The sequence below is a fragment of the Nocardia sp. NPDC050713 genome, from assembly GCF_040654315.1.
Taxonomy (GTDB): Bacteria; Actinomycetota; Actinomycetes; order Mycobacteriales; family Mycobacteriaceae; genus Nocardia.
On record NZ_JBFAHS010000010.1, the window covers coordinates 185308 to 208247 of the forward strand.

At 68.4% G+C, this 22940-nt stretch carries 22 protein-coding genes; 9 read left to right on the plus strand and 13 right to left on the minus strand.

The features are described 5' to 3' along the window. Nucleotides 1–44: 44 nt before the first annotated feature. The 6 genes from AB0H49_RS19925 to AB0H49_RS19950 all read left to right on the plus strand — a co-directional run bounded on the left by AB0H49_RS19925 (nucleotide 45) and on the right by AB0H49_RS19950 (nucleotide 7449). Nucleotides 45–989 carry a glycosyltransferase gene (locus AB0H49_RS19925; RefSeq protein ID WP_354999829.1) on the plus strand — a complete coding sequence of 315 codons (945 nt, stop codon included), beginning with the start codon at nucleotides 45–47 and terminating at the stop codon, nucleotides 987–989. Next, a complete protein-coding gene (locus tag AB0H49_RS19930) occupies nucleotides 986–1951 on the plus strand; it encodes an NAD-dependent epimerase/dehydratase family protein (protein WP_357253357.1) in 966 nt (321 codons plus the stop codon). The genes AB0H49_RS19925 and AB0H49_RS19930 overlap by 4 nt, the downstream gene beginning before the upstream one ends. 100 nt (nucleotides 1952–2051) lie before the next feature. Next, complete coding sequence (locus AB0H49_RS19935) at nucleotides 2052–3674, plus strand: carbamoyltransferase C-terminal domain-containing protein (protein ID WP_357253359.1); 1623 nt, start codon at nucleotides 2052–2054, stop codon at nucleotides 3672–3674. Beyond that, nucleotides 3671–5164 (plus strand): HAD-IIIA family hydrolase, encoded by a 1494-nt coding sequence (locus AB0H49_RS19940; RefSeq protein ID WP_357253361.1) that lies wholly within the window; start codon nucleotides 3671–3673, stop codon nucleotides 5162–5164. The genes AB0H49_RS19935 and AB0H49_RS19940 overlap by 4 nt, the downstream gene beginning before the upstream one ends. 28 nt (nucleotides 5165–5192) lie before the next feature. After that, on the plus strand, nucleotides 5193–6137 hold the full coding sequence (locus tag AB0H49_RS19945; RefSeq protein ID WP_357253363.1) for a glycosyltransferase family 9 protein: 945 nt from the start codon (nucleotides 5193–5195) through the stop codon (nucleotides 6135–6137). Further along, nucleotides 6130–7449, plus strand: coding sequence for a UDP-glucose/GDP-mannose dehydrogenase family protein (locus tag AB0H49_RS19950; protein ID WP_357253365.1), 1320 nt, complete (start codon nucleotides 6130–6132; stop codon nucleotides 7447–7449). The genes AB0H49_RS19945 and AB0H49_RS19950 overlap by 8 nt, the downstream gene beginning before the upstream one ends. Nucleotides 7450–7640: 191 nt before the next feature. Here AB0H49_RS19950 and AB0H49_RS19955 read toward each other — a convergent pair whose 3' ends face one another. The 8 genes from AB0H49_RS19955 to AB0H49_RS19990 all read right to left on the minus strand — a co-directional run bounded on the left by AB0H49_RS19955 (nucleotide 7641) and on the right by AB0H49_RS19990 (nucleotide 15118). Then, nucleotides 7641–8186 (minus strand): hypothetical protein, encoded by a 546-nt coding sequence (locus tag AB0H49_RS19955; RefSeq protein WP_357253367.1) that lies wholly within the window; start codon nucleotides 8184–8186, stop codon nucleotides 7641–7643. 188 nt (nucleotides 8187–8374) lie between these two features. Then, entirely contained in the window at nucleotides 8375–8728 is a 354-nt protein-coding gene (gene frdD / locus AB0H49_RS19960) for a fumarate reductase subunit FrdD (protein WP_357253369.1), read from the minus strand. Further along, on the minus strand, nucleotides 8725–9117 hold the full coding sequence (locus tag AB0H49_RS19965; RefSeq protein ID WP_357253371.1) for a fumarate reductase subunit C: 393 nt from the start codon (nucleotides 9115–9117) through the stop codon (nucleotides 8725–8727). The genes frdD and AB0H49_RS19965 overlap by 4 nt, the downstream gene beginning before the upstream one ends. Beyond that, on the minus strand, nucleotides 9114–9857 hold the full coding sequence (locus AB0H49_RS19970) for a succinate dehydrogenase/fumarate reductase iron-sulfur subunit (protein ID WP_357253373.1): 744 nt from the start codon (nucleotides 9855–9857) through the stop codon (nucleotides 9114–9116). Before AB0H49_RS19970 ends, AB0H49_RS19965 begins: the two co-directional genes overlap by 4 nt. Before the next feature lie 5 nt (nucleotides 9858–9862). Next, complete coding sequence (gene frdA, locus AB0H49_RS19975; RefSeq protein WP_354999187.1) at nucleotides 9863–11605, minus strand: fumarate reductase (quinol) flavoprotein subunit; 1743 nt, start codon at nucleotides 11603–11605, stop codon at nucleotides 9863–9865. 25 nt (nucleotides 11606–11630) lie between these two features. Further along, complete coding sequence (locus AB0H49_RS19980) at nucleotides 11631–11864, minus strand: hypothetical protein (protein ID WP_357253375.1); 234 nt, start codon at nucleotides 11862–11864, stop codon at nucleotides 11631–11633. 81 nt (nucleotides 11865–11945) lie between these two features. Continuing rightward, nucleotides 11946–13937 (minus strand): NAD-dependent DNA ligase LigA, encoded by a 1992-nt coding sequence (gene ligA, locus AB0H49_RS19985; RefSeq protein WP_354999189.1) that lies wholly within the window; start codon nucleotides 13935–13937, stop codon nucleotides 11946–11948. A gap of 56 nt (nucleotides 13938–13993) precedes the next feature. Further along, nucleotides 13994–15118 (minus strand): NADH:flavin oxidoreductase, encoded by a 1125-nt coding sequence (locus AB0H49_RS19990; protein WP_357253377.1) that lies wholly within the window; start codon nucleotides 15116–15118, stop codon nucleotides 13994–13996. Between the two features lie 115 nt (nucleotides 15119–15233). On the opposite strand from AB0H49_RS19990, the gene AB0H49_RS19995 reads away from it, so the two are divergent. Beyond that, complete coding sequence (locus AB0H49_RS19995; RefSeq protein ID WP_357253379.1) at nucleotides 15234–15701, plus strand: MarR family transcriptional regulator; 468 nt, start codon at nucleotides 15234–15236, stop codon at nucleotides 15699–15701. 335 nt (nucleotides 15702–16036) lie between these two features. Beyond that, complete coding sequence (locus AB0H49_RS20000; RefSeq protein ID WP_357253381.1) at nucleotides 16037–16198, plus strand: cytochrome c oxidase subunit 3; 162 nt, start codon at nucleotides 16037–16039, stop codon at nucleotides 16196–16198. Between the two features lie 189 nt (nucleotides 16199–16387). On the opposite strand, the gene AB0H49_RS20005 is transcribed toward AB0H49_RS20000, so the two are convergent. The 5 genes from AB0H49_RS20005 to AB0H49_RS20025 are packed head-to-tail and all read right to left on the minus strand — an operon-like array spanning nucleotide 16388 to nucleotide 21827. Further along, entirely contained in the window at nucleotides 16388–17530 is a 1143-nt protein-coding gene (locus AB0H49_RS20005) for a hypothetical protein (protein WP_357253383.1), read from the minus strand. Between the two features lie 34 nt (nucleotides 17531–17564). Further along, complete coding sequence (locus AB0H49_RS20010; protein WP_357253385.1) at nucleotides 17565–18341, minus strand: acetoacetate decarboxylase family protein; 777 nt, start codon at nucleotides 18339–18341, stop codon at nucleotides 17565–17567. A gap of 1 nt (nucleotide 18342) precedes the next feature. Next, entirely contained in the window at nucleotides 18343–19143 is an 801-nt protein-coding gene (locus AB0H49_RS20015; RefSeq protein WP_357253387.1) for an SDR family oxidoreductase, read from the minus strand. A 16-nt stretch (nucleotides 19144–19159) separates the two neighbouring features. Then, nucleotides 19160–20404, minus strand: a complete 1245-nt coding sequence (locus tag AB0H49_RS20020) for an NADH:flavin oxidoreductase/NADH oxidase family protein (protein ID WP_357253389.1) — start codon at nucleotides 20402–20404, stop codon at nucleotides 19160–19162. A 34-nt stretch (nucleotides 20405–20438) separates the two neighbouring features. Then, complete coding sequence (locus tag AB0H49_RS20025; protein ID WP_357253391.1) at nucleotides 20439–21827, minus strand: NAD(P)-binding domain-containing protein; 1389 nt, start codon at nucleotides 21825–21827, stop codon at nucleotides 20439–20441. 120 nt (nucleotides 21828–21947) lie between these two features. Between AB0H49_RS20025 and AB0H49_RS20030 the strand changes: the two genes are divergently transcribed. Next, nucleotides 21948–22583: a TetR/AcrR family transcriptional regulator gene (locus AB0H49_RS20030; protein WP_357253393.1), complete on the plus strand. Its 636-nt coding sequence runs from the start codon at nucleotides 21948–21950 to the stop codon at nucleotides 22581–22583. Nucleotides 22584–22940: the final 357 nt, after the last annotated feature.

Consider the following 22940-nt stretch of genomic DNA (forward strand, 5'->3'; position numbering starts at 1 on the left):
CAGCTATCGACGTGGCCGCGACTGTCGAACGGCGCACCGTGCTGCTGTGGCATGTGCACGGCTCGTGGACGACATCGTTCGTCCAAGGGCCGCACCGTTATCTGGTCCCCGTGGTGCAAGGCGGTGGGCCGTGGGGGCGTGGGCTCTGCGGTCGGGACTGGCCGTCCGCAACGGAGGTGCTCGCGGGCGAGTTGCGCGAGACCCAGCCGGACGTGGTCGTTCTGCAACGCCCGGAGGAGATCGAGCTCACCGAGCGCTGGCTGGGCAGGCGCCCCGGCGCGGACATTCCGGCGGTCTACGTCGAGCACAACACGCCGCGCCCCAGCCCGGCCACCACCAGGCATCCGCTGGCGGATCGCGCCGACATCGCGCTCGTGCACGTGACGCATTTCAACGAGCTGATGTGGGACAACGGAATCGCGCCGACCCGTGTCGTGCCGCACGGCATCGTGGACCCCGGCGCGCTCTACACCGGGGAGCTGCCGCACGGCGTGGCGCTGATCAACGAACCGATGCGGCGCGGCCGGATCACGGGCAGCGATCTGTTGCCCGACCTCGCGATGGCGGGACCCATCGATCTGTACGGCATCGGCGCGGACGACTTCACGACGCACAGACCCACCCGACATCCGATTCGCGGCATCGGCGATTTCGCACAGCACGCATTGCACCGGGAAATGGCGCGGCGACGGATATACCTGCACACCGCGCGGTGGACCTCGCTCGGCTTGTCGCTCCTGGAAGCCATGCACCTGGCGATGCCGGTGATCGCCCTGGCCACCACCGAGGCCGGGTGCGCGGTGCCGCCGGAAGCGGGCGCGCTCTCGTGTGATGTCGCGTCGCTCACCGCGAAATTCCACGAATTCCTGCACGAACCCGATCTCGCGGTGCTAGCGGGCAAGGCCGGACGGCAGTTCGCGCTGGAGCATTACGGCCTCGACGCCTTTCTGCGTCGGTGGGATTCTCTACTTTCGGAGGTCACCGGATGAAGGCGAAACGCGTATTGGTCACCGGCGGTTGCGGATTCGTCGGGTCGCACCTGTGCGAGCGGTTGCTCGACGCGGGCGCCGCGGTGGTCGCACTGGACAACTTCGCCACCTCCACACCGGACAATGTCGCCCGGCTGCTGGACCGACCCGGCTTCGACCTCGTCCAGCATGATGTCACCGAGTCGTTTCCCGCGGTGGGTTCCTTCGATGTCGTCTTCCACCTCGCGTCGGCCGCGTCGCCCCCGGACTATCTGCGGCTGCCGATCGAGACGCTACGAGCCGGTTCGGCCGGGACCGGCAACGCCCTCGGGCTGGCCGAGCGGAATCGGGCTCGCTTCGTGCTCGCCTCGACCAGCGAGGTCTACGGCGACCCGGCGGTCCACCCGCAGCGCGAGGACTACTGGGGTCACGTCAATCCGGTCGGTCCGCGCAGCGTCTACGACGAGGCGAAACGTTATGCCGAGGCGTTGACCATGGCATTTCGCCGGGAGCGGCGCGTGAACACCGGCATCGCCCGTATTTTCAACACTTACGGACCCTGGATGCGCACCGACGACGGCCGCATGGTGCCTACGTTCATCGCCGAGGCGCTGGCGGACGCCCCGCTCACCATCGCGGGAACCGGCGAGCAGACCCGCTCGCTGTGCTACGTCGAGGACACGGTGCGTGGCTTGATCGCGTTGGCGGCCAGCGATCACCCGGGACCGGTGAACATCGGGAATCCGGACGAGGTCTCGGTGCGCAGCCTGGCCGAGGAGATCCGCTCGTTGAGCGGAAGCCGGTCCATCGTGCGGTACGTCGACGGCGCGATCGATGATCCGCGGCGCCGCTGCCCGGACATCTCACTCGCGCGGCGTGAACTGGGCTGGTGGCCGTCGGTGACCAGGGACGATGGGCTGCGCCGCACGATCGACTGGTTCGCGGGGCGCCCGACCGTGCCCGCCGAGGAGCCGGTGCGCTGATCGGCGCGTCGGTTTAGTGGCGACCGCCGAGGGTAGCGCCCGATAAATGCCAGCGGTCGGCCGATGGGCCCCGCATCCGTCTCGAACAGAAAGGCGGCACGTGCGCATTCTGGGAATCAACGCGATATTCCACGATCCTGCCGCCGCCCTGATCGTGGACGGCGAAATCGTCGCGGCCGCCGAAGAAGAGCGGTTCAGCCGACGCAAACACGGCAAGCGGCCGGTGCCGTTCTCCGCGTGGGAGCTGCCCGAGCAAGCGGCCAAATGGTGTTTGGACAAAGCCGGGATACGCCCCGATCAGCTCGACGCGGTCGGCTACTCGTACGACCCGAAGCTGGTCGATCACTCGCTCGACGGCCTCGATCCCGGAAGCGAAGAGACCCGCACGGACTACGCCTTCCGAGCGCCCGCATTCCTCGCGGCCGCGTTGCCCGGCCTCGATCCTATGAGGGTGCGTTTCGTGCGACATCACCTGGCACACGCCGCGTCCGCCGCGCTGGCCGCGCCGTTCGGCGACTCGGCCGTTCTGGTGGCCGATGGACGCGGCGAAAGCCATTCCTCTCTGGCCGGCGAATACCGGGACGGCAAATTCGTCGAGCTGGCCTCGCAGCGGCTGCCGCACTCGCTCGGGCTGATGTACGAGGACCTCACCGAACACCTCGGATTCGCCCGCTCCAGCGACGAATACAAGGTGATGGCCCTCGCCTCCTACGGCACGCCCCGGTTCCTCGATCGGTTCCGCGAGCTGGTGTATTGCACCGGTGACGGCGGTTTCCGAACCGAACCCGTGGACTGGGATTCTTTCGCGCCCGCCGTGATCGACGGTGCGTTTCGCCTCGACCACGCCGACCTCGCCGCGAGCGTCCAACGTCGACTCGGGGACGTGTTGCTCGAGTCGATTTCCTGGCTGCACGGTCAGACCGGTCAGCGTGACCTCACGCTGGCCGGTGGGATCGCGTTGAACTGCGTCGCCAACACCCGGTTGCACGCCGAAGGTCCCTTCGAACGGATCTGGGTGCAGCCCGCGGCCGGTGACGCGGGCACCGCCCTGGGCGCCGCGCTGCAACTGGCGGCCGAGTTCGGTGAACGTGCCACCCCGATGCGGGCGGCCGGTCTGGGTCGTGAGTGGACCGACTCGGAGCTGGAAGCGATTCTCCGCACGGCGAAGGTCGCGTACACGAAGTCCGACGACGTCGCGGCGGACGTGGCGCGGGCGCTGGCGGCGGACGAGGTGGTGGCCTGGTTCCAGGGCCGCGCGGAGTTCGGCCCGCGCGCGCTCGGGCACCGTTCGCTGCTCGCGCATCCCGGTCGGGCCGAGAATCTCGAACGCCTCAACGAGGTGAAGGGGCGCGAACAGTTCCGCCCGCTCGCGCCGATGGTGCTCGCCGACCGCGCGGCCGAGATCTTCGGACGCGGACCGTTGCCGAGCCCGTACATGTTGTTCGTCCACGATGTCGCGCCCGAGTGGCGGGCCAGGATCCCCGCCGTCACGCATGTGGACGGCACCGCGCGGGTGCAGACCGTCGATCCCGCGGACAGCCCCGTCGTGGCGCGGATGCTGGCGGAGTTCGACAGGTTCACGGGTCTGCCCGTGGTGGTCAACACGAGCCTCAACACCGCGGGCAGGCCGATGGTCGATTCACCACGTGATGCGCTCGAGTGCTTCGGTTCCGCGCCGATCGATCTGCTCGCCATCGGCTCGTTCCTGGTGCGTCGCGCATGAATACCGTCGACTACAGCGTCGTGATTCCGACCGTGGGCCGAGAGAGTCTTCGGACGCTGCTCGAGTCGCTCGACAACGCGACCGGCCCGAAGCCGCGGGAAATCGTCGTGGTCGACGACCGGCCCAACGGCGGGGAACTACCGCTGCCCGAGATGCTGTCTCCGGTACGGGTCGTCCGCTCGGGTGGCCACGGACCCGCCGCGGCGCGGAACGCCGGTTGGCAACACGCGTCGGGCGAGTGGATCGCCTTCCTCGACGACGACGTGCGCCCCGCGCCGGACTGGCCCGCCCGCTTGGCCGACGACCTGCACGACCTCGATGAGAGAACAGCGGCGTCCACGGCCCGCATCGAGGTTCCGCTGCCGAAGCACCGCCGACCGACCGACGAGGAACGGGGCGTCGCCCGGCTGGCCACCGCGCGGTGGATCACGGCGGACATGGCCTACCGCCGGACCGCGCTGCTCGCGGTCGGCGGCTTCGACGAACGGTTCCCGAGGGCATTTCGGGAGGACGCCGATCTGGCGCTGCGGATTTGTCTCGCCGGGTACGTCATCGCCAATGGGCAGCGGGTCACGCACCACCCGGTGCGTCAGTCGGGGCTCATGGCCAGTGTGCGAGCGCAACGCGGCAACGCCGACAACGCGTTGATGCGGCGCAAGTTCGGCCCCCAGTGGCGTCAGCGCGTGGGCGAGGACAAGGGATCAATGCCTCGCCACGCGCTCACCACGGCCACGGGTGTGGCCGCCTTGGCGCTCGGCGTCGCCGGACGCGAACGCGCGGCTTTGGCGTCCGCGGCGCTCTGGGCGACGCTGACCGGCGTATTCGCCGCGCGCCGGATCGCATCCGGGCCGCGCACGCCCGCCGAGATCGGCCGAATGGCGTTGAGCAGCGCGCTGATTCCACCGGCCGCGTGCTGGCACCGGCTGCGCGGCGAGCTGCGCCACCGGCACGTGACCCACGCTTCGCCGCTGGCGCTGCTGTTCGACAGGGACGACACCCTCATCGTCGATGTGCCCTATCTCGGCGACCCCACCGAGGTCCGTCCGGTACCCGGCGCCGTCGACGCGCTGCGGATGGTGCGCGCGGCGGGCATCCCGCTCGGCATCGTCAGCAACCAGTCCGGCGTCGCGCGGGGATTGATCAGCCACGAACAGCTGGCCGCGGTGAACTCCCGCGTCGAGGAACTGCTCGGGCCGTTCGCCACGTGGCAAGTCTGCGTGCACGGCGAAGGAGACGGCTGCGCGTGCCGCAAACCCGAGCCCGGCCTGATCAGACGGGCCGCGGCGGAGCTCGGCGTCGACGTCGGCAGGTGCGTGGTCATCGGCGACACCGGCGCGGATGTCGCCGCCGCGACGACCGCGGGCGCCCGCGCGATCCTGGTGCCGACAGCGCGAACCCTTCCCGAAGAAGTGCACCGCGCGCGGCACGAAGCGACCGTGGCGCGAGACCTGGCCGAGGCCGTTCGGCTGGCGCTGGCGGGTGTGCCGTGACCGGCGCGCTGTTCGAGGGATCGTGGCCTTGACCGGCTCGATCCTCGTGCTGCGCGCACTGGGCCTCGGCGATCTGTTGACCGTGGTGCCCGCCCTGCGCGGATTGCGCGACGCCTTCCCGGACGACCGCGTGGTACTTGCCGCGCCGGAGTCCCTGTGCGATCTGGTCGATCTCGTCGACGCGGTCGACGAACTGCTGCCGACAGCGGGACTCGGTGCGCTCCGCTGGCCGGGAGCGCCGCCGAGGCTGGCGGTCAACCTGCACGGCAGCGGGCCGGAGAGCATCCGCGATCTGCTCGCGACAAATGCGGACATCCTGCTGAGCCATCGTCATCCGGATTTCCCCGACCTGCCCGGCCCCGAGTGGCGCGACGACATGCACGAGGTGGATCGCTGGTGCCGACTGCTGGAGTCCGCGCGGATCGACGCCGATCCCGCCGCGCTGCGGTTACCCGCGCCACGACAGCAAGCCCCCGAGTCGGACGTGGTCGTGATCCATCCCGGCGCGGCCTATCCCGCCCGTCGCTGGCCCGCCGAACGTTTCGCGCGCGTGGCTCGGGAACTCGGCGCAGACGGCCACCGGGTGGTGATCACCGGGACGCCCGCCGAGCTCCCCTTGGCGAGCTCGGTCGCCGAGCAAGCGGGCCTACCGCCCTCGGCGGTGTACGCCGGACGCACCGACCTCGCGCGACTCGCCGCGCTGGTGGCCGACGCGGCGCTGGTGGTGTGCGGCGACACCGGCGTGGGCCATCTCGCCACCGCCTTCGGCACACCGTCGGTCCTGCTGTTCGGCCCGACACCGCCGAACCGGTGGGGGCCGCCGCTCACCGCGAAAGATCATGTGGCGCTATGGGCCGGGGACATCGGCGATCCGCACGCCGACCGCCCGGACCCCGGACTGCTCATGCTGCGACCCGAACAGGTGCTCGCGGCCGCGGCCGGATTGCTCGGAGAGAAGGTGCGCCATGGGTAGTCGCGTCGGAGTCGTCGGCGCCGGGTACGTGGGACTCACCAGTGCCGCGTGCCTAGCGCATCTGGGACATCACGTGGTCTGCGTCGACAACGACGAGTCCAAGATCGCGGCGCTGCGCGCGGGGACGGTCTCGATCGTCGAGCCCGACCTGCCCGAACTGGTGCGGGAGGGGCTCGCAGAGAACCGGCTCTTCTTCACCTCGGATCCGGGGGCGCTGCACGAATGCGAAGTGGTCCTGCTGTGCCTACCGACTCCCATGGGCACCGCCGGTACGGCCGACCTCGGCGTGGTCGAGGACGCGCTCGAGACCCTGACCGCGGTCCTGCCGCCGGATTGCGTGCTCGTCACCAAGTCCACCGTTCCGGTGGGGACGGCGGCTCGGATTCCGGCGCTGTTCGGTCTGCCCGCGGTTGTCAGCAATCCCGAATTCCTCCGTGAGGGCCACGCGGTGCACGACTTCCTGCATCCCGACCGCGTCCTCATCGGTGTGGAGGAGCGGGACCGCGAATCGGCCGACCGTGTCGCGGCGCTGTACGCCGGAACGGACGCGCCGGTGCTGCGATCGGATACGGCCAGCGCGGAACTCGCCAAGTACGCGAGCAACGCGTTTCTCGCGGTCAAGCTCTCGTTCGTGAACACGCTCGCCGAACTGTGCGAGCGGGTCGGCGCCGACATCACCAAGGTCACCGACGCGATGGGCATGGACGACCGGATCGGTCCGGCGTTCCTCGCGCCTGGTCCCGGCTGGGGCGGCTCGTGCCTGCCCAAGGACACACGCGCGCTCCTGCGGGCCGCGGAGGCAGCGGGCGTGGACTTCGCCGTGGTCCGGGACGCGTTGCGCGCCAACGACCATCAGCACGCGATGGTGATGCGCAAGATCCGCCGCGCGGTCACCGGTGCCGTCGACGGCTCGCTGTCGGGGACCCGGATCGGCGTGCTCGGCCTCGCGTTCAAGGCCGGGACGGGAGACCTGCGTGATTCCCCCGCCGTCGCGATCGCGCGGCAACTGTCCCATCACGACGCCGCGGTCACCGCCTACGACCCGTGTGTGCCTCGGTCGGTCGCCGCCGACCTCGACGGCATTCGCGTGGTGGACGATCCGTACCTGGTGGCGAAACGCGCCGGTGCGATCGTCATCCTCACCGAGTGGCCCGAATTCCGTTCGCTCGACTGGACCAGGCTCGCCGCCGATGTCGACCGTGCCGTGATCGTGGATACCCGAAATCTGCTCGACGAACGTTTGCTGAGCGGCACCGGCTTCGTCTTGCTCGGCACCGGCACCGCCGCGGCTTCCGCAGACGGACCGACGTGAACGGTGCCTCGGCGGGCCAATTGTCCAGGCGGCCAAGAACTTCGGCTCATCTACCGGGCTGTCGCTGGGGGAAGCGCAAGCGCGGGATCTCGTGGACGATTCCTGCCTGTAGGTCCCGTCGATTTCCATGCGGCGCGACGTAGCGGCTTCCGGCCCCGGCCGCGTGCAGTCCAGCGACCGGGTACCCGAGGCTAGTTTCGGGGAGGTAGCCCGTCCCGGGACGGATTCACCTGCGGGCGATACACCTCGTCGAACACTGCGAGCTGGGGAGCGGACAGGATGGCGCGGGCCTCGTCCAGCAGCACCTCTCCCTGCTGCACGTGCCGTGGCCACTGGCATGCGTGTGACTTCTCGAGGTGGGCTCTGCCCTTGTCGAGATCCGCTGGGAGGCCGTCTGTTCCGACGAGGTAGGCGAGGCCGAGTTCGAAGTGGGCGTTGCCCTGCGCGAATCGGTCGTCGTCGTAGGCGAGGGAGGAGCCGAACAGGAGGTCGTCGATGAGGTCCTCGGCCTCGGTGTGGCCGAAATCCACTGCGACACTGAGCAGTTTGTAGGCCAGTTCGTCCAGGCAGTCCGCGTCGTCGTCCGTCGAGTCGAACGAGAGCAGGTCCTCGAGTGCGCCGCTCCGGGCCGCCGCCACGTACTGCTGGAAGGACGGGGAGGAGCCGGGGCCCGGGCTCACGAGATATCCGTCCTGGAAATGGTTGCCGAACGCCGATTCGCCGTCGCGAGCTGTCATGTCCAGGCACTGTAGGGTCGGGCACCGACAATCTGCTGCGCTGTTCGGCTCGCTGCCAGTCGACAATGCTTTGCCCGCCACAACTTTTGGAAGCTGGTCTGACGGTGAACTCGGTTCGAGGCGCCGCCCCGCCATTCCCAGCATGGCACGGCGGTAATTCACCGATGTCGATCGACGTCCGGGGGTGTCTAGGCGCGCAGCAGCAAGTACGCGGCGACTACCGAGCCGATGACGGCGCCGCCGTAGCAGACCGCGATGATCAACGCGCTGAACCGCTCGAGCCGCAAGCCGTGTGTCAGCGTGTACCGGAAGCGGTGTGCCCAATGGAACAGAGCCAGCGCGCAGAGGCCGAAAAGGACCAGCCGGGTGACGGGATGACGCAACACCGAGAGCAGGTCTGCGTGGTCCGGCGCGGGCAGCCAGTCCAGGGGAAAGGCGAGGCCGAACAGGAACAGCAGCACCGGCACGAGCAGCGCGGCGGCCATCCCGCCGGCGCTGAACAGCAACCACGCCAACGGTTCCGGGGATCTTCTGTTCGTCATCGCAGCACCACCCACAGCACGATCGCCGTCAGCAGACCCCACAGCAGATAGTGCGCCCCAACGATCGCGGCCGGTGCGACGCGCCGGTTCCGAACCCGCACGACCATCGCCTTGGGCGCGAGGCCGAACCAGGTGACCGTGTGCAGTAGCACGAACAGCAGGGCGATCGTGTTCAGCGCGACCACCCACCCTCCGGAGCTCCAGCTCAGAAACCGTTGATACTCCGCGCTTCCCGAACTGACCGCGTGGACGAGGAGCAGCAGATACACCACGAACCAGGCGACGAACACGCTGCTGAGTTCGCGCAGAACGAAGAGCAGGTACGAGCGGCGTCGCACCCACCAGAACGTGGGGACCGGCTTTCGGTACAACTGCGGCGCCGTGGTCATCGGGCCCGCCAAGGCATGAGGAGATCGCGCAGCGATTGCGTGGCCGCGGTCAGTTTGTAGCGTTGGATCGCCCCGGCCGGGTCGACCCCCTTGGGGCAGGCAGTGCTGCACTCGCCGACCAAGGTGCAGGACCATACTCCCTCCGGAGAAGAGAGCACGTCCCGCCGATCCGCGGCTCCCTCGTCACGCGAGTCGAGGTTGTAGCGCTGGGCCAGCGCGATCGCCGCCGGACCGAGGAACTCGGGCTCGAGCGCGTAGACGGGACAGGCCGAGTAGCAGAGCATGCAGTTGATACACATGCTGTATTTGCTGTAATCGTCCATTTCGGACGGTGTTTGCAGGTACTCGCCGTCCTCGGGCGGCCGGTGTTCCTCCCTGATCAGCCATGGCTCTACCGCCGTCAGCTTCTGCATGAAGTCGCTGATCTCCACGACGAGATCCCGGATCACCGGGAAGTTGCGCAATGGCTCGACCCGCACGGGCCCGGGCGCGTAGTCGGTGAGGAAAGTGGCGCAACTCAGCTGTGGCTCGCCGTTGACGGTCATGCCGCAACTACCGCAGATGCCCATCCGGCACGACCACCGGTACGACACCGTCCCGTCGAGGTCGTCCTTGATGTAGTTGAGGCCGTCGAGCACCGTCCATTCCTTGCGCAGCGGAACCTCGTACGACTGCGGGACCGGTTCGTCGTCTCGATCCGGTCGGTAGCGCGCGACCTGCAGGGTTATCCGGTCCGCCATCGCCATCACCTCCCATATACGCGTTCGGCCGGAGGCCAGCGGGTAATCGTCACCGGCAGGTACGAGACGCGGCCAGGACCGTCCGGCTGCCGATGGATCAGCGAATGGGCCAGGAATCGCTGGTCGTCCCTGGCGGGGAAATCGGTCCGTTGGTGCGCGCCACGGGATTCCTCCCGCGCCAGCGCGCATGCGACGATGCATTCCGCCACGTCGAGCATGCAGGACAGCTCCAGCATCGCCACCAGTTCGGTGTTGAACGCCCGGCTGTGGTCGTCGAGGTGCGCGCTGCCGAACCGTTCGCGAAGCTCGCGCACCTTGTCGGCCGCCGCGGTGAGGGAGGCGCCGTCCCGGTAGATCCCGGCACCGGTCTCCAGCGTCTCTTGCATCTCGGTGCGGATTTGGGCGATGCGTTCGGATCCCTCGGCATGCTGGGCCAGTCGCTGTTCCAGCCGGTCCTGTTCGGTGCGTCCGCGCGCCACGACCGCCGGTGTCTCGCGGGTCTTGGCGGAGCTCGCGTACTCGGCGGCGGCGTGACCGGCTCGCGCGCCGAAGACCAGCAACTCGGGCAGGGAATTCGACCCGAGCCGATTGGCGCCGTTGATGCTGACGCAGGCGGTCTCACCTACGGCGTACAAGCCGTCCAGGGGTGTCGCGCCGTGGATGTCGGTATGGATGCCGCCCATCATGTAATGGACGACCGGGCGAACCGGGATCAGCTCCCGGACCGGATCGATGTTCTGGTACTTCGAGCACAGCTCGCGCACGAACGGCAGTTTCGTGTCGATGAGAGCCGCGCCGAGGTGGCGTAGGTCGAGGTGGACGACGTGTCCGTACGGCGTGCCGATGGTCCGGCCCTTGTCCAGCTCGTGCACGAAGGCCTGCGACAGCCGGTCACGCGGCCCGAGTTCCATGCTTCGCATCACCGGCTTCGGTGCGGGCGTCCCGAGGTCGTAATCCTGCAGGTAGCGGTAACCGTCCTTGTTGAGCAGCCAGCCGCCCTCCGCGCGCGCCGCTTCGGTGATCAAGATGCCCGTGAATGGAAGCCCGGTCGGGTGGTACTGGACGAACTCCATGTCCTTGAGCGGCGCTCCCGCCCGGTAGGCCAAGGCCATACCGTCGCCGGTGTTGATATTGGCGTTGGTGGTGAACGGATACACCCGGCCGCAGCCGCCGGTGCACACGATGACAGCGCTGGCGAGAATGGTTTCGACGCGTCCGGTGGCCAGTTCGATGGCGACGATGCCGCACACCTTGCCCTCGTCGACGAGCAATGTCGTGGCGAACCACTCGTCGTACCTGACGATGTCTCGATACGACAGTGCGGTCTGGAACAGCGTGTGCAGCATGTGGAAGCCGGTCTTGTCGGCCGCGAACCAGGTGCGGTTGTTCGTCATGCCGCCGAACGCGCGTACCGCGATGCGCCCATCCGGCTTGCGGCTCCATGGACAGCCCCAATGTTCCAGCTGGAGCAGCTCGCGCGGTGCTTCCTGGACGAAGGCCTCGACAGCGTCTTGGTCACAGAGCCAATCGCTGCCGGAGACCGTGTCGTGTGCGTGCTCGTCGAGGCTGTCGCCGGGATCAGCGACAGCGGCCGCGCCACCCTCGGCGGAGACGGTGTGGCTGCGCATCGGATAGACCTTGGAAACGATCGCGATACTCAACCGGGGGTTGTCTTGCGCGATGGCGATGGCCGCACGCAGGCCCGCGCCGCCCCCGCCAACGATCACTACATCGTGCGAAGCGGTCATGGTGGCACCACCCGGGCGTCGTCGGTCAGGCCTCGAAGTCGGCGCTGTGCTCGTCCATCAGGACCTTGCCGTCGTGGCGGACGGTTTTGATCCGAACGCTGCCGTCGTGGAATTCGTGTCGAATCCTGCGGCAGCCGCAGTCGTAACGCAGGTCATCGATGACCAGGCCCGCGTCGTCGTTTTCCCGGTGGCGAGCCCCGCCCCGCAGTTTCCCGCATGGGGCGCGTTCGGTGCTGAACTGCTCGGTGGTGCTAAGCATCTCGGCCTCCCGGCTAACCGGTGGCACACCCTACTGATCGGTGTAGAAGACAAGCGTACGCGCATTGCCCCCGGGTCGGGCCTAGACGACCTTGGCGTCGATCAGCCGCTGCCAGATCTCGCCCTGGTCGATGACCTCGACGCCGAGTTTCTCCGCCTTGGCCAGCTTGCTCTCACCGACTCCCGCGCCGGTGACGAGCAGGTCGGTGTTCGCCGACACCGAGGACGCCACCGTCGCGCCCGCCTTCTCACACAGGCGTTGGAATGTCGGCCGGGCGACCTTTTCGCCGGAGCGCGGGTCGCTGATGGCGCCGGTGATCACCACCGCCTTGCCCGCCAGGGGCGCGCCCGCCGCGACGACCGGGGGCAGGTCCTCTTCGCGCACATCCAGACAGACACCCGCGGCGCGCAGCCGCTCCAATTCCGGGCGCAGGCGAGTGAGATGCTCGACCAGGGAGGCGGCGACCTTCGGTCCGATATCCTCCACCGCCACGAGCCGTTCCTCGCCCGCGTCGGCGACCTCCTCCAGGGAGCCGAATCCCGCTCGGGCCAGGCGCGCGGCGGTGCCATCGGAGGCCATCGGGATCGCCAGGCCGATCAGCGCGCGACGCAGGCCGACCTGGCGGCTGGCATCGATCGAGTCGATCATGCGCGCGGCCGAGACCTCGCCGATGCGGTCGAACTCGAGCAGACGCTCCTTGGTCAGCGTGTAGAAGTCCGCGGGACTCTCCAGAATGCCCGCCTCGGCCAGGCGTTCGATCCACACCGGTCCGATGGCGTCGATGTCGGCCGCCGCCCGCGACGCCCAATGGATCAGCCTGCGCACCGTCTGGGCGGGGCAGGAGGCGTTGGTGCAGAACAGTTCTCGGCTGTTGCCCTGTTCGGTCACCGGCTGCGCGCACGAGGGACAGGCGGTGGGCGGCACGATCTCGCGTTCCTCGCCCGTGCGCTTGGAGGCGTCGAGCACGCCCGCTACGAACGGGATCACGTCGCCCGCGCGGCGCACCAGTACGGTGTCACCGATTTTGATGTCGCGGGCGCGGATCACCTCTTGGTTTGCCAGCGTGGCTTTCGTGACTGTCGTGCCGCCCACGAACACCGGCTCCAGCCACGCGACCGGGACGATCTTGCCCGTCTTGCCGACGTCCCAGACCACCTCGGCCAGCAGCGTGGTCTTCTCCTCGGCGGCGAACTTGAACGCCAGCGCGCCGCGCGGGGAGTTCGACCGCGTCCCGGCCGCTGCGTAGGCATCGCGGTCGGCCAGTCGCAGCACCGCGCCGTCGAGGTCGTAGTCGAGTTCGTTGCGGCTTCGCTCGATCGCGGTGATCGCGGCTTGCGCCTGCTCGGCGTCGGCGCAGTGCCGCATCTGCGCGCCCATGATGCCCAGTGCCGCCAACCCCTCCACGAGGTCGACCGCGGCGGCGTCGGCGGGGGTGTCCAGGTCGAATCCGAAGAACTGCAAGCGCCGGCCGGCGACCGTGGCCGGGTCCTTCGCCCGCAATGTGCCCGCGGCGGCGTTGCGTGGATTGATCAGCGGCTTGTCCGGATGCGCGGTGTTGTAGGCGAGGAAGGTCGAACGCAGCATCACCGCCTCGCCACGAACCTCCACCCGCCCCGAGAGGCCGATCCGCTCGGGAACGCCGTCGACCAGCGCGCGAACCAGCATGGTGACGTCGTCGCCGGTGGTGCCATCACCCCGGGTCACGGCACGCACCAACCGCCCGTCCTCGAAGACAAGGGCCAGGGACAAGCCGTCGAGCTTCGGCATCACCACCACCGGCTGGCCGGGAAAACGTTCGAAGAACGCCGCGACCTGCTCCGGCTTGGTCGCCTTCTCGAGCGACAGCATCGGACGCGAGTGCCGCACCGGCGCGTGCAGCACCGCGGGCGCGCCGACCTGCTCCAGCGGATTCGGGTCGGGCGTGAGGTCGGGGTGCGCCCCGATCAGGGCACGAAGCTCGTCCTCGAGCGCGTCGTACTCGGCGTCCGCGACCAGCGGCGAGCCCTGGTAGTAGGCGTCGCGCAGCGCCACGATGCGGTCCGCGAGCTCTTGGATACGTTCACCGGTTTCCACAGCACGGGAGGCTACCGATACCCACCGACACTGCCGTCGAGGCGCTTCCGCCCGGCCTAGCTGAGCGTCTTCAATGCCGCCGCGTCGTACGGCTTCAGCTCGTCGATCCGCCCCGCCAGGACCTTGGACGCCCACTCCGGGTCCTGGAGCAGGGCGCGACCGACAGCGACCAAGTCGAATTCGTCGCGCTCCAGACGATCGAGGAGGTTGTCGAGGCTGCCGAGTTCGGCGCCCTGGCCCGTGAACGCACGGAGGAAATCGCCGTCGAGGCCGACCGAGCCGACGGTGATGGTGGGCTTGCCGGTGAGCTTCTTGGTCCAGCCGGCGAGGTTCAGGTCCGAGTCGTCGAATTCCGGGAGCCAGTAGCGACGGGTGGAGGCGTGGAAGGCGTCCACGCCTGCCGCGGCGAGCGGAGTCAGGATCGCCTCCAGCTCCCGCGGGGACTCGGCGAGTCGCGTGTCGTAGGCCTCCTGCTTCCACTGCGAGTAACGGAAGATCACCGGGAAGCCGGGCGAGACGGCGGCGCGAACCGCGGCGACGACCTCGGCCGCGAACTTCGTACGGCCCACGGGGTCACCGCCGTAGACATCCGCACGGCGGTTGGTGCGTCCCCACAAGAACTGGTCGAGGAGATAGCCGTGCGCACCGTGCAATTCGACGCCGTCGAAGCCGATGCGCTCGGCGTCGGCCGCGGCCTCGGCGAAGGCGCCGATGACGTCGTCCAGATCACCCTGGGTCATCGCCTTGCCACCCTCGGTGCCGTCGACACGAATACCGGAGGGGCCGACAGCGGGTGCGTCAGGGTAGGGCGCGTCGCCCTGGTTGCGGACCATGCCGATGTGCCACAGCTGCGGCACGATCTTGCCGCCCGCCGCGTGGACGTCCGCGGCGACCCGCGCCCACCCCGCCAACTGCTCCTCGCCGTGGAACCGCGGCACGCGATCGCTCTGCCCCGCCGACTCGTGGCCGATGTAGGTCCCCTCGGTGACGATCAGGCCCACGCCGGCGGCGGCGCGCCGGGCGTAGTACGAACGCACGTCGTCACCGGGAATGCCGCCGGGGGAGAACATGCGCGTCATCGGCGCCATCACGATGCGGTTCGGGACGGTCAGGCCGTTCAGCGTGACCGGCCGGGACAGGATCTCGGCCGTGCGGGAGGCCTTGGACGCGGTATCGATCAACTGGATGCTCCTAGTAGTTACTTGAGGAAGTCGATGGTTGAGAACTTCAAACAACGCAGCCACCGTAGAGCTAAGTATTTGAGATGGTCAAGTTTCTGCGGATAGGGTGGTTCGTATGGCAGAAGCTCCCCGCGTCGACACGGCCCAGCTCATGGAGCTGCTCTCGGTGTCGCTCGGCACCTACTACAGCGACTTCACAGCCGCGGCGGCGAGCGAGAACCTCACCGCGAGCCAGGCCAGGACGCTGAGCGTGCTGCGCCGGGGGCCCGTCGCGATGCGCGCCCTGGCCGAGACCATGGCCTGCGATGCCTCCAACGTGACCGGGATCATCAACCGGCTGGAGAAGCGTGGCCTCGTGCGCCGGGAGGCCAGCGCATCCGACCGGCGCGTCACCAATCTCGTCATCACGCCCGAGGGGTGGCAGGTGACCGAGACGATCCGGGCGAAAATGTGCGCCACCCGAGACGGCCTGGACAGGCTCAGCGACCAGGACCGAGACCGTCTGTGCGCACTGCTGGAACAGGTTTTCGTCGCCCGGCTCGCCACCCGGTCCGACTCGTCTACCTCGGTCGCCGGTCGATAGACGCCGCCGACTCCGGCTCCGCACCCTCGAGCAAACCACCCATTCCGGGTCGGCATCAGCGAATGACCTCCCACGGCAGGCGAGTTCGGTAGCGACTGAACTGTGCTCATCGCCGGGCCGGCGGTAGGACGAGGTCTGAACGGGCTCATTGAAAGTCGGCGCTGGGAAAGATGCGCCAGCAGATGGGCTTTCACTCGCTCCGCCACCTGTACGGGTCGCCCAGCCGGAGCACTGTCGAGGCTGTGGCACGCGGCCGTTGACGGACTGAAGACCGGACGTCCTGGCCAGCCGCCGGCCACGGGCCGTCCACCGATCAGTTCTTCCAGCTCTAATTCATGTTGACCGGCATCCATCTCATCCACGTCCTCATCGGACTCGCAGCGCTGCTCGCGATGCGCCGATCCCTGCGAGCAGGCACGGCCACGTTCCGGCAGTTCGACAGCGGGGCCTCCTACTGGCACCTCGTGGACCTGCTGTGGGTTGGTATCGATGCGTAATGACGGTGGTAGGCGCCAGGGCGGTGCCGCAGGATGGTTGTGCAGTGCTGGTGAGAGGAGAGCACGATTACCGGCGCCGGACTGAGGCGGAGGGTCCTCGTTCACGGATGCGGGCGCAGAGGGGGTAAGGGTCTTCGCGTCGGGCCGGGTTCAGGAGGTCGGCGAAGAATTCGGAAGCGGGTGCGGTGGTCACCGTGTGGCTGGGGGCGCGCCGTGGTGGATGGCGCGGTGGGTGAAGGTCGGGGAGGTGCCGGGGTTGAGGCGCGCGCCGGTCAGCTCGCTGGAGGGGAAGAACTGGGGAAAGCGTGCGTCCTGTTGGGAGACATCGACGAGGGTCTTCTCGATGACCAGGGAGTTGTACTGCTCGTAGGTGGTCTCGAGGGTGTTGGCGTTGAGGATCACCTCGTGGCCCCCGGAGCGCGCCGAGCGGGCCAGCCCGAGGATGCGCGAGTGCTCGGGGACCAGACATTCGGCGGCGATGGCGTTTTCGCTGATCGCCCAGATACCGGTGTCGGTATTGAGCACGAGGGATTGATTTCCCATGGCGTGGCCGGGGGTGGCGAGCAGGGCGATGCCGGGGCCGAGCAGCACGCTGCCGTCGAGCGGGAGGATCTTCTCCGGTGGGATGTCGACGAAGGTGGCGGGCTGATACCAGGGCCGCTGCAACGGGTGCAGATCCGCCATGGCGTCGAGCTCGTCGCGCTGGGCCAGCAGTCTGGCGTTGGCGAAGGCCGCTGTCACCGGGGCGTTCGGACTGATGTCGGCCTGTGGGCGCAGGGTGCCGAGCCACCGCCGGACGTCCTGGGTATGCAGATGGTCGAAGGCGAGATAATCCACCTCGGCCGGATCGACCCCGGCCGCACGGCAGGCCGAGAGCACATCGGTGTGTTCGCGCACGAACAGATTCCGCAGCCGACCGGGTGCGTAGCGATTGAGTTCGGCGAAATACGGTGTGTAGGCGTCGAGTTCGTGATCACTGGGCTCGAACAGCAGGGTGCGCGCGGTGCCGTCGGTCTCGGTCCAGCGCACGATGAGCATGCGGTTGACGATGGTGAGGAACGGTGTGGGGGTGACCGCCGCGCGGAAGAGCCCGTAGCTCGTCGGATAGGGCAGCGAGATCAGATCGTGGGTGCGCACCGAGTCCGGCGTCCCGGTGGCGGCGAATTCGCGGCGGAAATCCAGTGCGGCCGTGCGTGCGGCGCGCAGACGTGCGCCGAAGCCGCCGGGCGCGGTGAGCGCCTTGTCGAAGGTGTCGATGCGGACGAACGGCGCGGTGGTCGTCGGCCGCGGAATGGCGACCGGCTCGGTGGCGAGGCGTTCGGCGATGCTCATAGGAGCCTCCTGAGGAAAGGGGCGGTCCCGGCGTTCACAGGACGCGGGGCCGCATGCGGGCCGTGGTGAACAGGGGGGTCAGCGGTCGCAGCGGGAGCGGCGGCACCCAGCCGCCGTAGAGGTCGACGCGGTGCAGGCGCGCTTGGACGACGCGGCCGATACCCATCTGGTCGATCGGATCACGTTCGGAGCCTTGGACTTCCAGCGTGAAGTCCTCGACGCTGCGGACTTCGATCACCTTCTCCCGCGGGGTGAAGGCGATCAGCCAGGAGGGGAACAGTCCGGTCAGGCCGGTGACGTTACGGTGCGGGCGGGCCAGGATCGGCGGCGCGTCGGGCATGACCGCGCCGAGCCGCCCGCTCATGCCGAGCAGCTTGCGCCCGCGCCGGCTAGCGGTGGCCTGGATCTCGGAATCGCTCAGCGTCCAGGTGATTTCGCCGAGCTTCTTCGGATAGCCGAGCATCTCACGGCCGAGGATCAGGGCGACATCGTCGTCCAGGATCATCCAAGGGCAGTGGATTCCGGTGCCCTGCACGGTCTTGATGTGCACGAACAGTCCGGCTTCGTGATAGACCGAGCCGTAGTTGCAGTCCGGGAACCAGGCGGTGAACAGCTCCGCGCGGGCCGGTTCGGCCAGGCGCACCCCGGCGGGCAGCCACTGCTGCATGCGCGAGGGGTCGATTTCCACGGTGGCGGTGAAGTAGTGGGCGTCGCGGTAGAGGCTCTTGCGGGGATCCGCGAGTGTCAGCGCCCGGCGCAGATCCGATCCGAACGAACGGCCCACGGTGCGGGCCACGGGTTCCCAACCCATCTCATTTCACCTTCCGGTAGACGGTGCGCAGGATCGGGCCGACCAGACCGCGCGGGGTGTACTGGCCGCTCACGGTCTGCACCTTGGCGAAGACTCCTGGCACGACCCGTCGGCGACCGGCTGCCATGCCCGTGATCGCTTGCGTCGCAGCCTCTTCGGCGCTGATCCACAGCGGTGCCGGTACCAGCCGATCCAGGTTCGACACTCCCGCTGCCTCGGCGTATTCGGTGCGCACCGGGCCGGGGGCGAGCAGCGTGCACTGCAGGCCGGTTCCGGCCAGTTCGCCGTGCAGCGATTCGGCCAGGGTGTTGGCGAACGCCTTGGACGCGGCGTAGGTTGCGTTGTTCGGGCCGGGCTGGTTACCCGCCGTGGACCCGGTGATCAGGATCGCGCCCGCGCGCCGTTCCAGCATGCCCGGCAGGACCGCGAGGGTGAGGTCGTGCACCGCGACGGCATTCAATTCGACCTGTCGGCGTTCCCGGGCGGGATCGGCGCTCGCCAGTTCGCCGTAGCTGGCGAAACCGGCGTTGTTGCACAACACCGCGATCTCGCGGGCGGCGAGTTCGTCACCGAGCTTGGCGCGTTCGGCGCGATCGGACAGATCGACGGCGCGGATCTCCGCCGTGACCCCGTAATCGGCGGCCAGGCGATCGGCCAGCTCACGCAGCCGGTCTTCGCGGCGGGCGACCAGGATCAGCGAGTACCCGCGCCGGGCGAGACCTTCGGCCAAAGCGGCGCCGATGCCGGAGGAAGCTCCGGTGACGACGGCTCGGCTCGTCGGGGTGGGTGTGGGCAGGCTCATGGAAGCTCCTCGATGTTCAGAACTGGGTGAGAGCGCGGACGGTCATGGTGGCCCCGGCGGCGGCCAGGGTGCGCACCGCGCCCGGCCCGCGCAGCCGTTTCTCCCCGGCCGCGATGCCGCGGAAATTGGCGGCGTGCCAGGCGAGTTGGAGATAGGAGTTGACCGGATCCAGGCCACGGCCGGGGATCCGGGGCGCGCAGGGCAGCTCCCGCGAATCCCACGTGCCCGCCAGCAATTCGGCCGCGAGATCGGGCCGGACCGCGAAGGGACGGCCCAGCCCGATCACATCGACGGCGCTCTGGGCGAGCACCTCGTTCATGAAATCGAGAGTGCGGATGCCGCCGGTGAGCATGAGCGGCATACCCGAGCGGGCGCGCAGCTCCCGGGCGTAGCGCAGGAAGTACGCCTCGCGTTCGCGGGTGCTGTCCTGCACCACGCCGGTCATGGCGGGAGCCTCGTAGTTGCCGCCGGAGATCTCGAGCAGGTCGATGCCCGCGGACTCCAGTGCGAGCGCGACGTCGAGGGACTCGTTTTCCTCCAGTCCGCGGTGCTGGAAGTCGGCCGAGTTCAGCTTGACCGACAGGATCGCGTTGGGGCCGACGGCCTCTCGCACGTCCGCGACCACCTCGAGCAAAAGTCGGCGGCGGTTCTGCGGGCTGCCGCCATACTGGTCGGTGCGCTGGTTGGCGAGCGGGGACAGGAATTGCGAGAGCAGATAGCCGTGCGCGGCGTGCACCTGCACCCCCGCGAACCCGGCGGCCATGGCCAGTTCCGCGGTGCGGGCGTAGCGGCTGCGCAGATCGGCGATGTCGGAGATCGAGAGCGCCCGTGGCTTGCGCAGGTTGTAGCCGATCACCTGCGGGCGCAGCGCCGACGGTCCGACCGGACGTCGGTGCAGCGGACCGACCGCGACACGTCCGGGATGGTTGATCTGCATGACCATCACCGCGCCCTCGCGGGAGCCGGCGCGGGCCCAATTACGCACCGCCTCGAGGTGCCGGTCGTCTTCGAGGGTGACATTGCGCGGTTCGACGTAGGCGCGGCGGTCGATCATCACGTTGCCGGTGATGAGCAGGCCCGCGCCCCCGCGCCCCCAGGCGCTGTAGAGCCGGGTGAGGGTCTGGCTGGGCGCGCCGTCGATCTGGCCGAGCTGCTCGCTCATGGCGGCTTTGGCCAGACGGTTGGGCAGGGTCACCCCGCACGGCAACGGCAGTGGACTGCCGACGGCGACGAGGCGGGGCGAGCGGTTCTTGGGTGACACGAACGAGACTCCTAGGGTGGTGGCAGGTTTGGGATCAAGCGATGCGACGTGCGGCGGCGAAGATCGGACGCAACAGGGTGTGGTTCAGGGTGCTGGAGGGGTCCCACTGGGCGTCAGGGACATCGCTGTCGATCGTGTTGCCCCGCCGCCTCGACAGCATCGACCACAGAACAGAGAGCCGGGCCATCGCACGCACCATCAAGCGGCCGCGCACCACCTCCCAGCGCAGTTCCGGTCCGCCCGCCAGGATTTCGGCCGAGGGCTTCGACACAAGCGTGTAGAGGTCGCCGATCGGGGTGCGCACTCGCTGCTGTAACAGCGCCGCCTCGGCCAGCAGCCGGGAGGAGTTCATCAGCAGCATGCCCGCACCGGAACGCGGGGCGACGAGCCCGGCGAACCAGAGATTGGCCAGCCCGGGCGCGAAAGTGTGGGAGATGAGCCGCGGCTGGCCCTTCTCCCAGTCGAGCAGGCCCTCACGCAGAAACGGGAACGTCGTCTTGAATCCGGTCGCCCAGACGATGGTGTCGTACTCGCCGCTGGAGCCATCGGTGAAATGCACCGTAGGCCCGTCGAATCGCGCGATCTCCGGACGTACGGTGATGCGTCCGTGCTTGAGGAAGTACGGCAGCTGCTGGTTGACCACCAGGTCCTGATCGAAGATCCGGTGCTCGGGCTTGGCCAGCCCGAAACTATGGTAGCTGCCCATGCCGACGGCGACGATCAGCCGGAAGACGGCCTCCTGCACCAACTTCGGCACCGGCACCGACCCGACGTCGAATCGGCTGCTCGGCACGCCGAGGACATACTTGGGCACGAACCAGTAGCCGCGGCGCAGTGAGATCTCCGAGGTCCCGAACACGGTCGCGGCCTCGACCGCGAGGTCGCAGCCGGAGTTGCCGGCCCCGACCACCAGCACCCGCGAACCAGCCAGATCGGCGGGCCGCTTGTAGTTCTTGGAATGGATCTGCTTGCCGGTGAATTCGCCCGGATAGGACGGCACATTGATGTCCCAGTAGTGCCCGTTGGCCACCACGACACCGGCGTACTGCCGCACGACACCGTCGGCGAACTCCACCCGCCACCCGGCCAGGCCCGAATCATCCAGCGGCGCAACATCGGTCACCAAGGTGTTGAACTCGATCCGGCGGGTCAAACCGAATTCGGCCGCGAAGGCGCGCAGATAGTCGCGCATCTGCGCGGCGCTCGGGAAATCCGGGTAGTGGTCGGGCATCGGATAGTCCGGGTAGCCGGTGACGTCCTTGGCGCTGATCAGATACGTCGAGTCGTAGACCCCGTGCGACCAGTTGCCGCCGATCGAGCCGGTGGCCTCGATGTGGTCGTAGTCCAGACCCAGATCCGTGTACGCCTTCGCCACCGCGAGACCGGTGTATCCCGCCCCGATGATGCAGTACCGGCGCGTCATGAAGACCTCCTCGAAAGCTACAACCGCTGTAGCTACATTGAGTGTAGTATTTGCGTACGAAGAACGATCTGTCAAGACAGTGGCCTGCCACGAGGCAGCGATACCGAAGGAGGTGGGTGCGTGACCAGCGCCCCGGCACGACGCGGAAAGGCATACGCGCCCCGAATGCCCCTGGAGGAACGCCGCGCGCAACTGCTGGACGCGGTCCTGAAAATCATCGTCGAACAGGGTGTTCACAAGGTGTCGATGGACACCGTCGCCCGCGAGGTCGGCGTCACCCGCCCGGTGGTCTACAGCGTCTTCTCCGACAGCGACGACATGCTGCGCGCCTCACTCGATCGCGAGCAGGCTGCCGCGCTCGCCCAGGTGACGCCACTGATGAGCGCGGCGCTGGCCTCCGACGACCCGGCCGCCGCCTTGCTCGAATTTCTCGACGGCTTCCTCACCGAGATCCAGAAAGCCCCCGACCGATGGCGCGCCGCCTTCAGCCTCGTCGACAGCGCCACCCCGAAATTCCGCCGCCGTGTCGACAGACAACGCAAAGCCGCCACCGCGCTCCTGGAGGACTACCTGCGGCGCACACCCGTTCCACCCGGCACCGATGTCGAGATGACCGCCCGCGTCATCTTCGCTCTCGCCTGGGAGGCAGGCCGCCTGCTGCTGTCCGAACCCGAGATCTTCTCCCAGCGCCGCATGCTCGGCTTCGCCCGAACGGTCATCGCCGAACAATTCGACGTTCCCGCACAGCCCGACTGACGCGAACTTCCTTCGAACGCGCGAGCACGGCCGATTCGCCGCGCTCTCGATCTGCGGCCGAAAGTCGAGTACCGCCTTCCGAGTCGAATCCGGCTCCGCGCAGCGGCGACACGATCCTGGATGCCGGGCGCAACAGGCGAGCGGTGCAAGCACTCGCAAACGAGCTCGACCTTCCCGGCCGATTCGCGGACTCGACGATCCCGCGGCCGCCGACGCGGCACTCGCGGGGGTCGACGTGGTCGGACACTGCGCGGAAACGTACTGTCCGTCGATCCGGGAATACCGACTAGTGCTACACGTGTTGAGGATCCTGGGTGAATCGTAGAAAAATCGTAGAAAGCAGGGGTGGACCCGAAA

Excerpts from the sequence above, each read along its gene's own strand:
- AB0H49_RS19930 (WP_357253357.1), top strand. The coding sequence starts at position 986 with ATGAAGGCGAAACGCGTATTGGTCACCGGCGGTTGCGGATTCGTCGGG.
- AB0H49_RS19940 (WP_357253361.1), top strand. The coding sequence starts at position 3,671 with ATGAATACCGTCGACTACAGCGTCGTGATTCCGACCGTGGGCCGAGAG.
- AB0H49_RS19950 (WP_357253365.1), top strand. The coding sequence starts at position 6,130 with ATGGGTAGTCGCGTCGGAGTCGTCGGCGCCGGGTACGTGGGACTCACC.
- AB0H49_RS19955 (WP_357253367.1), bottom strand. The coding sequence starts at position 8,186 with ATGACAGCTCGCGACGGCGAATCGGCGTTCGGCAACCATTTCCAGGAC.
- frdD (WP_357253369.1), bottom strand. The coding sequence starts at position 8,728 with ATGACGAACAGAAGATCCCCGGAACCGTTGGCGTGGTTGCTGTTCAGC.
- AB0H49_RS19965 (WP_357253371.1), bottom strand. The coding sequence starts at position 9,117 with ATGACCACGGCGCCGCAGTTGTACCGAAAGCCGGTCCCCACGTTCTGG.
- AB0H49_RS19970 (WP_357253373.1), bottom strand. The coding sequence starts at position 9,857 with ATGGCGGACCGGATAACCCTGCAGGTCGCGCGCTACCGACCGGATCGA.
- frdA (WP_354999187.1), bottom strand. The coding sequence starts at position 11,605 with ATGACCGCTTCGCACGATGTAGTGATCGTTGGCGGGGGCGGCGCGGGC.
- AB0H49_RS19980 (WP_357253375.1), bottom strand. The coding sequence starts at position 11,864 with ATGCTTAGCACCACCGAGCAGTTCAGCACCGAACGCGCCCCATGCGGG.
- AB0H49_RS19995 (WP_357253379.1), top strand. The coding sequence starts at position 15,234 with ATGGCAGAAGCTCCCCGCGTCGACACGGCCCAGCTCATGGAGCTGCTC.
- AB0H49_RS20000 (WP_357253381.1), top strand. The coding sequence starts at position 16,037 with ATGTTGACCGGCATCCATCTCATCCACGTCCTCATCGGACTCGCAGCG.
- AB0H49_RS20005 (WP_357253383.1), bottom strand. The coding sequence starts at position 17,530 with ATGAGCATCGCCGAACGCCTCGCCACCGAGCCGGTCGCCATTCCGCGG.
- AB0H49_RS20010 (WP_357253385.1), bottom strand. The coding sequence starts at position 18,341 with ATGGGTTGGGAACCCGTGGCCCGCACCGTGGGCCGTTCGTTCGGATCG.
- AB0H49_RS20015 (WP_357253387.1), bottom strand. The coding sequence starts at position 19,143 with ATGAGCCTGCCCACACCCACCCCGACGAGCCGAGCCGTCGTCACCGGA.
- AB0H49_RS20025 (WP_357253391.1), bottom strand. The coding sequence starts at position 21,827 with ATGACGCGCCGGTACTGCATCATCGGGGCGGGATACACCGGTCTCGCG.